Source organism: Kitasatospora sp. NPDC057692 (assembly GCF_042799475.1).
Classification (GTDB): Bacteria; Actinomycetota; Actinomycetes; order Streptomycetales; family Streptomycetaceae; genus Kitasatospora.
Map to the genome: position 1 here is coordinate 104,698 of NZ_JBHVIV010000019.1, position 8,775 is coordinate 113,472.

The following is an 8,775-nucleotide window of genomic DNA, read 5'->3' on the forward strand; positions in this document are numbered from 1 at the left end:
GCCCCGCCGTGCCCGATCCCGCCCTGCTCGACGAGCTGCTCGACGTCGCCCTGGACGCCGCCCGCCGGGCCGGCACCCTGCTGCTGGAGGGCCGGCCGGCCGACCTCGGGGTGGCCGGCACCAAGAGCAGCCCGGTCGACGTGGTGACCGAGATGGACCTGGCCTCCGAGAAGCTCGTCCTGGAGCTGATCACCGCCCGTCGGCCCGAGGACGGCTACCTGGGCGAGGAGGGCGCCGAGCGGTCCGGCGGCAGCGGGGTGCGCTGGGTCGTCGACCCGCTCGACGGCACGGTCAACTACCTGTACGGCCTGCCCTCCTGGGCGGTCAGCGTGGCCGCCGAGCTGCACGGGCGCGCGGTGGTCGGTGTCGTGTACGCCCCGGCGCGCGGCGAGCTGTTCCACGCCGTGCTCGGCCGCGGCGCCCGGCGGGACGGCCGCCCGGTCTCCACCCGCCCGGCCCCGCCGTGGGGCCAGGCCCTGATCGGCACCGGCTTCGCCTACGTCCGCGAGGTGCGGGTCCGGCAGGCCGAGGTGGTGCTCGGGCTGATGCCCGAGGTGCGCGACATCCGCCGGGGCGGCGCCGCCGCGGTGGACCTCTGCGACGTCGCCGCCGGCCGGCTGGACGGCTACTACGAGCGCGGCCTGGCGCCCTGGGACCGGGCGGCCGGCTGCCTGATCGCGGCCGAGGCCGGCGCCCTGGTCGGCGGCCGCCCCGGGCGGGGCGCGGACGGCGAGCTGACCGTGGCCGCCGCCCCCGGCGTCTACGAGCCGCTCCAGGAGCGGCTGGCCGCCCTGAACGCCTGGGCGGACTGAGGAACGCCGAAGGGCCCGCTTCCCGACCGCACCGGCGGTCGGGAAGCGGGCCCCTCCGGGTCGTCTCCGGGCGACGAAGAGCCCTGACACACGGGGGATGCCAGGGCCTGGGTTTCGCACGGCCCCCACAGGGCCGCTGGTGCCGGAGGTCCGGCGACGGGTCGGCGGGGATCAGGCGGCGGTGCGGTGGCGCTCCAGCACCGTGTCCACGCCGTGCTCGGCGGCGAGACGGCGCAGATCGTCCAGCTCGGACTGTTCCACCTCGGCGAGGAACTCGTCCCCGGCCTCGATCGCGCGGTGCAGGTCCTGCTCGGCATTGGCGATGCGCTGCAGGATTCCGGCGGTGAAGGCGTCCATACGGGCCCCCTTACTGTGTCGGACGTGCACGGTCGTGCGCCCCCCGCCCCGGGGTGACGGTGGCCAGCGGAAGCGTCCGATCCGGGCGGTGAAGAGCTCCGGTCGGGCGCGGAGACGGCCCTCGGCCGCTCTCCCGGTGACGCCCCAGCCCCAGGGCCGGCGCGGATGAACGCACGGCGGGTGGGTGCGATCGGCTCAGAAACCGGATCGCGGGTGTGCGGATGTCCTCCCCGCCCCGGAGGGCGGGAAACCTCCCGGCGACAGAAAGTTGCCTGCGTCACAGTCCAACCGGACTGCTTCCACCACGAACGGGGGCCGCCCGCGCCCGGCGCCGCCCCGCGGCAGCCGTTCCTCCGGGGCAGCTTATCGCTGCCTTACCGCAGGACCAGGCAGGATGGAGACAGCGTCGGAGCCGTACGTCCGCTTCCCGGGCCGGCCTGAAGAAGGGACAACCACCGTGCGGGTTCTCGTCGTCGAGGACGAGCAGCTGCTCGCCGAGGCAGTGGCCACCGGTCTGCGCCGCGAGGCGATGGCCGTGGACGTGGTCTACGACGGGGAGGCCGCGCTCCAGCGCATCGCGGTCAACGACTACGACGTGGTCGTGCTCGACCGCGACCTGCCGCTGGTCCACGGTGACGACGTCTGCCGCAGTGTCGTCGACCAGGGCCTGGCCACCCGGGTGATCATGCTGACCGCCTCCGGCGACATCAGCGACCGGGTCGAGGGCCTGGAGATCGGAGCGGACGACTACCTTCCGAAGCCGTTCGCCTTCAGCGAACTCGTCGCCCGGGTGCGCGCCCTGGGCCGCCGCGCGACCGTCCCGCTGCCCCCCGTCCTGGAGCGGGCCGGCATCTCGCTCGACCCCGGCCGCCGCGAGGTGATCCGCGACGGCCGCCCCGTCCAGCTCGCCCCCAAGGAGTTCGCCGTCCTGGAGGTGCTGATGCGGGCCGGCGGTGCCGTCGTCTCCGCCGAGCAGCTGCTGGAGAAGGCCTGGGACGAGCACACCGACCCGTTCACCAACGTCGTGCGCGTCACCGTGATGACGCTGCGCCGCAAGCTCGGCGACCCGCCGGTGATCGTCACCGTGCCGGGTTCCGGCTACCGGATCTGACCGGACGCCGCGGTTCCGAGCGGACCCCGCGGCTCCGACGGAACCCGGCCCCCACCCCGCGCCCGCCCCGGCGGACGCCCCGAGAGGACCATCATGACCACCCCGCCCCCGGCCGGCGGGCCCTCCGGCGCGCCCACCGGCGGGCGCGCCGTGCCCAACCGGCCCGTACCGCCCAAGCCGGCCCACCCGCCGCGCGCCCCCCGCCTGCACTCCTCGCACGACACCTACGTGCCCGGTGACGGCATGCTCGCCTGGCTGCCGTTCCGCCCCACCATCCGGATCCGGCTCACCCTGCTCTACGGCGGGATGTTCCTGATGGCCGGGGTGGTGCTGCTCCTGCTGATGTACGTCTTCGTCAAGCAGGCCCTGCGCGACGTCCAGCCGCCGCCCTTCGACTTCGGGCCGACCGGCGCCCGGGTGAACGGCGTCTGGATGAGCACCGACCAGTTCAACCAGTACCTGGCCAACAGCCACACCGCGAAGTCCGACACCGCGCTCAACACGCTGCTGCGCAAGTCGCTCACCATGCTGGTCTGCCTCGCCGTGATCGCCTTCGCGGCCGGCTACGCGATGGCCGGCCGGGTGCTGCGCCCGCTCGGCCGGATCACCCGCACCGCCCGCGAGGTGGCCTCCTCGGACCTGCACCGGCGGATCGAGCTCGACGGCCCGGACGACGAGCTCAAGGAACTGGCCGACACCTTCGACGACATGCTGGAGCGCCTCGACCGCTCCTTCGACTCCCAGCGCCGGTTCGTCGCCAACGCCTCGCACGAGCTGCGCACCCCGCTGGCGATCAACCGGACCCTGCTGGAGGTCCAGCTCTCCGATCCGCAGGCCTCGCCCGACCTCCAGCAGCTCGGCAAGACCCTGCTGGCCACCAACGAGCGCAGCGAGCAGCTCGTCGAGGGCCTGTTGCTGCTCGCCCGCAGCGACAACGAGCTGACCGACCGCCGCCCGGTGGAGCTCTCCGAGGTGGCCACCCGGGCCCTGGAGCAGACCAGGGCGGAGGCGGCCAAGCGCGAGGTCGACCTGCGCGCCTCGCTGCACCCGGCGACGGTCTCCGGCAACGGCGTCCTGCTGGAGCGGATCGCGCTCAACCTGCTGCAGAACGCGGTCCGCTACAACACCCCGGACGGCTGGGTGGAGATCACCACCGCACCGGTGCCCGGCGGCGGCGAGCTGGTGGTCTCCAACACCGGCCCGGTGGTGCCCGGCTACGAGCTGGAACACATCTTCGAGCCGTTCCGCCGGGTCAAGGGCGCCGACCGGACCCGCAGCGACAAGGGGGTCGGCCTCGGCCTCTCGATCGTCCGCTCGGTGGTCCGGGCCCACAACGGCACCATCGAGGCCACCCCCCGCGCCGGCGGCGGCCTCACCATGCGGGTGCGCATCCCGGGCGGGTGAGGCCCCGCGGAGACCGCGGCCCCGCCTCCCCTGCGGACGGGCCCTTCCAGGGCCCCCACGGCCCCGTCACAGCCCTTCTCGGGGCCGTGGCGGGGCCGTTGCGCCGTCCGGGTGAGCAACGTCCGTGCGCCGACCGTTCCCAGCCGCCCCCGCCGAGCCCGTCAAGACGACATAAGGCCAGGCGGGGGCGGCTTGTCATTTCCGCCCCGGGCAACTTACGGTGTCGTAACCTACGCGACCGTAAGTGCCGTCCGAACGGACTCCGGCGTAACCCGTCCAACGCGCCCGTCCCGCGCGTACCGTCCCCCAGGAGCCAGCCCCGTGACCATCGCCCCCGTGCAGCGCAGCACCTCGCTCGGTTCGAGCGCCTGGACCGACACGCGGCTGATCCTGGCCCTGGAGGAGGTCGTCGAGAAGGAGCTCAACCGGCACCTCGCCGTCGCCAAGGAGTGGATGCCGCACGAGTTCGTCCCGTGGAGCCAGGGCCGCGACTTCGACGGCGTGCTCGGCGGCGAGGCGTGGGAGCTCGGGCAGTCCAAGGTGACCCCGCTCGGCCGGGTCTCGCTCGTGGTCAACCTGCTCACCGAGGACAACCTCCCCAGCTACCACCACGAGATCGCGACCATGTTCGGCCGCGACGGCGCCTGGGGGGAGTGGGTGCACCGCTGGACGGCGGAGGAGGGGCGGCACGGCATAGCCATTCGCGACTACCTGCTCACCACCCGGGCCGTCGACCCGAACGAGCTGGAGCGGGCCCGGATGGCCCACATGTCGGACGGATTCACCTCCGACAACGCGCACAGCATGCTGCACTCGGTCGCCTACGTGGCCTTCCAGGAGCTCGCCACCCGCATCGCGCACCGCAACACCGGCCACTCCGCCGGCTGCCCGCTGGCCGACCAGCTGCTCGCGAAGATCGCCAACGACGAGAACCTGCACATGGTCTTCTACCGCAACCTGCTGAAGGCCGCCCTGGAGATCGCCCCGGACCAGGCCATGCGGGCCGTCGCCGAGGTGGTCACCAACTTCCGGATGCCCGGCCACGGCATCCCCGGCTTCGAGCGGGCCGCCGCCCAGATCGCCATCGGCGGCGTCTACAACCTGCGGATCCACCACGACGACGTGCTGCAGCCGGTGCTGCGCCACCTCAAGATCATGGAGATCCAGGGGCTCGGCCCGGAGGGGGTGGCGGCCCAGCAGGAGCTCGGGGTCTTCCTCGACGGGCTGGACGCCCAGGCGACCAAGTTCGACGAGCGCCAGGCGGCGCTGCTGGCCCGCCGGGCGGCCCGTCGGCAGGCGTAGCGGCTTGGGCGGATTTTCCACGGTTTGCCCGGGGTGGCGACGAACGTGACCAAGCTCACACCGTGTCGCTCCGCGGGACCGGATGATGCCGGAGGGTGATCGTTCGGTTTCCACCTCCGATCGCCGTCCGTAAGTGAGACGGCGATCGGAGGATGATCGGAGGATTGGCTCCCGGCCCTGGTGGGCAAGGGAATTGGCGGGCGCATCGAGGACCTTCGCTCACGGAGCGTGTCCAGCATTCGGTCGTTCGCACGCCGCGGCGATGGCCCTGCGTGAGGCCCCGAACGCCCGAGTGGATCACCCCAACGGACCCCTGGCTGAGTGTCGATTGAGTAACGGGGCTTGAAGTAAGGCAAAATCTCCGCCTCGGGTCGGGCACAAGACCGACCCCCCATGCGTTACGTGCGCTGGAGATACCGCACACACCGCACAACCCGGAGGGGGAGAGCGAAAAATGGCTACCGACTACGACACCCCACGCAAGACCGATGACGAGCTCAACGAGGACAGCATCGAGGAGCTCAAGGCCCGCAGGAACGACAAGGGCGGCAGCTCGGTCGACGTCGACGAGTTCGAGGCCGCCGAGGGCATGGAGCTCCCCGGCGCCGACCTCTCGAACGAGGAGCTCTCCGTCCGGGTGCTTCCGCGGCAGGCCGACGAGTTCACCTGCATGAGCTGCTTCCTGGTCCACCACCGCAGCCAGCTGTACAGCGAGAAGAACGGCAACCCGATCTGCCGGGACTGCGGCGCCTGAGGACCAGGGCGGTCATGACTCGGGCCTCGCGGTGTCCGCGAGACCGGTGCGACGCCCCTTCCGGCCCCGGGCAGCGGGGCCGGACGGCAGCTCCGGCGTCCGTCGTGACGGACGCACCAGTCATACGGTCGGATGGAATGCGCTTCCCGGAAGCGCGGAGGGACGGTACCGCCTCGGCGGTACCGTCCCTCTCCGTTTGGTGGTCTTCCGGCCGGCCCGGGGCCGCCCCGGGCCGGCCTCAGGTCCGGGCGCCGCGCCGGGCCTCGTCCAGGGCCTCCGCCAGCTTCATCGGCGAGCGGGTCGAGAGGTAGAGATACGGCGTCGGGTCCGCCGGGTCGCTCACCTCGACCCGCAGCGCGGTCGGCACGTAGCTGCGCAGCAGCATGAAGGCCCGCGGGTCGGCCTTCGGCCCCCGCCAGGCGGCGGCGTCCTTCGGGCCGAGCGCCTGCGCGGCGCCCAGGGCGTCCACCGGGATCCGGGCCGGGCCGGCCACCAGCGAGCCCTGGACCACCCGGATCCGGGCCGAGCCGTAACTGCTGATCGCGGCGGCGCCGGCGGCGATGCCGACCACCAGCCCGACCAGCGCGCCCACCGCGCTGAGGCGCAGCAGGATCAGTGCGAGGGTGAGGCCGATCACGACCGGGAACAGCCACCAGGAGCGCGGCACGGTGAGGCGTTCGTCGTACATGCCCTCCATTGTGGGCGCCGTGACGCCGGCGACCGGACCCAACCCCCGTCCGGGGCGTGGCTACCGCTCGGTAGGGTGGGGCGGCGTGACCGGTTCGACAGCCCCCACCGCGCCCACCGCCCCCACGACCCCGACCACGCCGCCGCCGGAGGCCGTCCTCCCGCCGCGCGCCCCCGAGGCGCCCGCCCCCGGCACCCGGCTCGGCTCCCACTACGAGCACTGCTTCGGCTGCGGCCCGCAGCACCCCGGCGGCCTGCGGATCGACGCGGTGGCCGGCGAGGGCCTCGACGTCACCGCCGAGTTCACCGTCGGCCCCGAGCACCAGGGCGGCCCCGGCCTGGCCCACGGCGGCCTGCTGACCACCGCCATGGACGAGATCCTGGGCACGCTCAACTGGCTGCTGCACGTTCCCGCCGTCACCGGCCGGCTGGAGACCGACTTCCTCTCCCCGGTGCCGGTCGGCTCCACCCTGCACCTGCGCGCCCGGGTCACCGGCGTGCACGGCCGGAAGGTCTACAGCGCCGCCGAGGCCCGGATCGGTGGACCCGACGGCCCGGTCGCGGTGCGCGCGCAGGCACTCTTCGTCCAGGTGAAGCTGGAACACTTCACCAAGCACGGTCGACCCGAGGACATCGAGAAGGTCCTCGACGACCCCGACCTGATGAAGCGCGCCCGAGCCTTTGAGGTGAACCCTTGAGCACCACCCCCCGCGAGCCCGTCGACGTCCTGATCCGGCGGATCGACCCCGAGCTGCCGCTGCCCGCGTACGCGCAGCCCGGCGACGCGGGTGCCGACCTGCGCACCACCGTCGACGCCGAGCTGGCCCCCGGCGAGCGGGCCGTCCTGCCCACCGGCATCGCCATCGCGTTGCCCGACGGCCACGCCGCGTTCGTCCACCCCCGCTCGGGACTCGCAGCTCGTTGCGGTGTTGCTCTGGTGAACGCCCCAGGGACGGTCGATGCCGGGTACCGTGGAGAGATCAAGGTGATCGTCGTCAATCTGGACCCGCGCGAGGGCGTCAGCTTCCGCCGAGGGGACCGGATCGCCCAGCTGGTGATCCAGCAGGTCGAGAAGGCCCGTTTCCACGAGGTGGCGGAGCTGCCGGGGTCGGCACGCGCCGAGGGCGGGTTCGGGTCGACCGGCGGCCACGCCGCGGTCTAGGCTGCCCGCGGCCTCGCAGGAAGCCGAGCAGGTATTCGCATCGGTCTTGGACCGGGAAGGACAGTGACCGTGTTCCGTCGTCGCCAGAAGAGCGAGGACGCTGTCGAGCAGCTCGCCGACGACGCCATCAGCGCCGACGAGACGGCCGATGACGTCGAAGGTTCCGCCGAGAGCGAGAACGTGACCGAGCTGGACCCGACGGACCGGGTCGGCCTGCCGCCGGCCCCGCGTCCGGACGGCCCGTGGGACCACTCCGAGCTGGAGAACCCGGAAGAGGGCCGTGTGGACCTCGGGGGCCTGCTGGTCCCCGGTGTCGAAGGCATGGAGCTCCGGGTGGAGGTGGCCGGAGACGCGATCGTGGCCGCGACCCTGGTCCTCGGCAACAGCGCCATCCAGCTGCAGGCCTTCGCCGCCCCCAAGTCCGAGGGCATCTGGGGCGAGGTCCGCGAGGAGATCGCCACCGGCATCACTTCGCAGGGCGGCATCGTCGAGGAGGAGGAGGGCCCGCTGGGCTGGCACCTCCGCGCCCAGGTCCCGGTGCAGCTGCCGGACGGCACGCAGGGCGTGCAGCTGGTGCGGTTCGTCGGCTGCGACGGCCCGCGCTGGTTCCTCCGCGGCGTGATCTCCGGCCAGGCCGCCGTCCAGCCCGAGGTGGGCGGGGTACTGGAGCAGGTCTTCCGGCAGACCGTCGTCGTCCGCGGTGAGAGCCCGATGGCTCCGCGCGACCCGATCGTGCTGAAGCTCCCCGAGGACGCGCAGATGGTCGCCGACGGCGGTGGCGCCGTCGCGGCCGCCGGTGAGGGCGAGAACCGCTTCGGCAGCACCGCGCTGGACCCGTTCGCCCGCGGCCCGGAGATCACCGAGGTCCGCTGATCGGCCAGGCCCGCCGAGGCCCGCAGAACCCTGATCGCCCCCGCCCGCACCACCGGGCGGGGGCGATTTGCATGTGGCGGGCCCGTCCCCGTACAGTTCCGGAGTCGCCGCGAGAGAGCGGGGACAAGCGGAAAGCGAAGTCCGATGAATGAAACTCCGGAAAACGGAGCGGAAAACATCTGATAAGCTGGAAACACGAAAGAGCGAAGCGCCCGGAGGGCCGGTGTGAAAGCCGCCTGATGGAAGCGTCCGTTCCTTGAGAACTCAACAGCGTGCCAAAAGTCAACGCCAGATATGTTGACATCCCCGGCCT

The 8,775-nt window shown here is 72.8% G+C and carries 10 protein-coding genes; 8 read left to right on the top strand and 2 right to left on the bottom strand.

Annotated features, from left to right (window positions below):
- Nucleotides 1-8: 8 nt before the first annotated feature.
- The gene (locus tag ACFVFS_RS13990) at nt 9-812 is read left to right on the top strand and encodes an inositol monophosphatase family protein (protein ID WP_380623670.1); all 804 of its coding nucleotides are present in this window, start codon (nt 9-11) and stop codon (nt 810-812) included.
- Between the two features lie 171 nt (nt 813-983).
- On the opposite strand, the gene ACFVFS_RS13995 is transcribed toward ACFVFS_RS13990, so the two are convergent.
- Nucleotides 984-1,169, bottom strand: a complete 186-nt coding sequence (locus tag ACFVFS_RS13995) for a hypothetical protein (RefSeq protein ID WP_030301315.1) — start codon at nt 1,167-1,169, stop codon at nt 984-986.
- Nucleotides 1,170-1,626: 457 nt separating this feature from the next.
- Between ACFVFS_RS13995 and ACFVFS_RS14000 the strand changes: the two genes are divergently transcribed.
- The 4 genes from ACFVFS_RS14000 to ACFVFS_RS14015 all read left to right on the top strand — a co-directional run bounded on the left by ACFVFS_RS14000 (nt 1,627) and on the right by ACFVFS_RS14015 (nt 5,740).
- Nucleotides 1,627-2,280, top strand: coding sequence for a response regulator transcription factor (locus ACFVFS_RS14000; RefSeq protein ID WP_148642660.1), 654 nt, complete (start codon nt 1,627-1,629; stop codon nt 2,278-2,280).
- Between the two features lie 93 nt (nt 2,281-2,373).
- Nucleotides 2,374-3,684, top strand: coding sequence for a sensor histidine kinase (locus ACFVFS_RS14005; RefSeq protein ID WP_380623650.1), 1,311 nt, complete (start codon nt 2,374-2,376; stop codon nt 3,682-3,684).
- A 321-nt stretch (nt 3,685-4,005) separates the two neighbouring features.
- Nucleotides 4,006-4,986, top strand: a complete 981-nt coding sequence (locus ACFVFS_RS14010) for an acyl-ACP desaturase (RefSeq protein WP_380623652.1) — start codon at nt 4,006-4,008, stop codon at nt 4,984-4,986.
- 454 nt (nt 4,987-5,440) lie between these two features.
- Nucleotides 5,441-5,740: a DUF4193 domain-containing protein gene (locus ACFVFS_RS14015; protein ID WP_327681335.1), complete on the top strand. Its 300-nt coding sequence runs from the start codon at nt 5,441-5,443 to the stop codon at nt 5,738-5,740.
- A gap of 238 nt (nt 5,741-5,978) precedes the next feature.
- On the opposite strand, the gene ACFVFS_RS14020 is transcribed toward ACFVFS_RS14015, so the two are convergent.
- Complete coding sequence (locus ACFVFS_RS14020) at nt 5,979-6,428, bottom strand: DUF3093 domain-containing protein (protein WP_380623654.1); 450 nt, start codon at nt 6,426-6,428, stop codon at nt 5,979-5,981.
- A gap of 85 nt (nt 6,429-6,513) precedes the next feature.
- Between ACFVFS_RS14020 and ACFVFS_RS14025 the strand changes: the two genes are divergently transcribed.
- The 3 genes from ACFVFS_RS14025 to ACFVFS_RS14035 all read left to right on the top strand — a co-directional run bounded on the left by ACFVFS_RS14025 (nt 6,514) and on the right by ACFVFS_RS14035 (nt 8,462).
- A complete protein-coding gene (locus ACFVFS_RS14025) occupies nt 6,514-7,125 on the top strand; it encodes a PaaI family thioesterase (protein ID WP_380623656.1) in 612 nt (203 codons plus the stop codon).
- Nucleotides 7,122-7,589, top strand: coding sequence for a dUTP diphosphatase (gene dut, locus ACFVFS_RS14030; protein WP_380623658.1), 468 nt, complete (start codon nt 7,122-7,124; stop codon nt 7,587-7,589). Before ACFVFS_RS14025 ends, dut begins: the two co-directional genes overlap by 4 nt.
- Before the next feature lie 69 nt (nt 7,590-7,658).
- Nucleotides 7,659-8,462, top strand: a complete 804-nt coding sequence (locus tag ACFVFS_RS14035) for a DUF3710 domain-containing protein (protein ID WP_380623660.1) — start codon at nt 7,659-7,661, stop codon at nt 8,460-8,462.
- Nucleotides 8,463-8,775 lie beyond the last annotated feature (313 nt).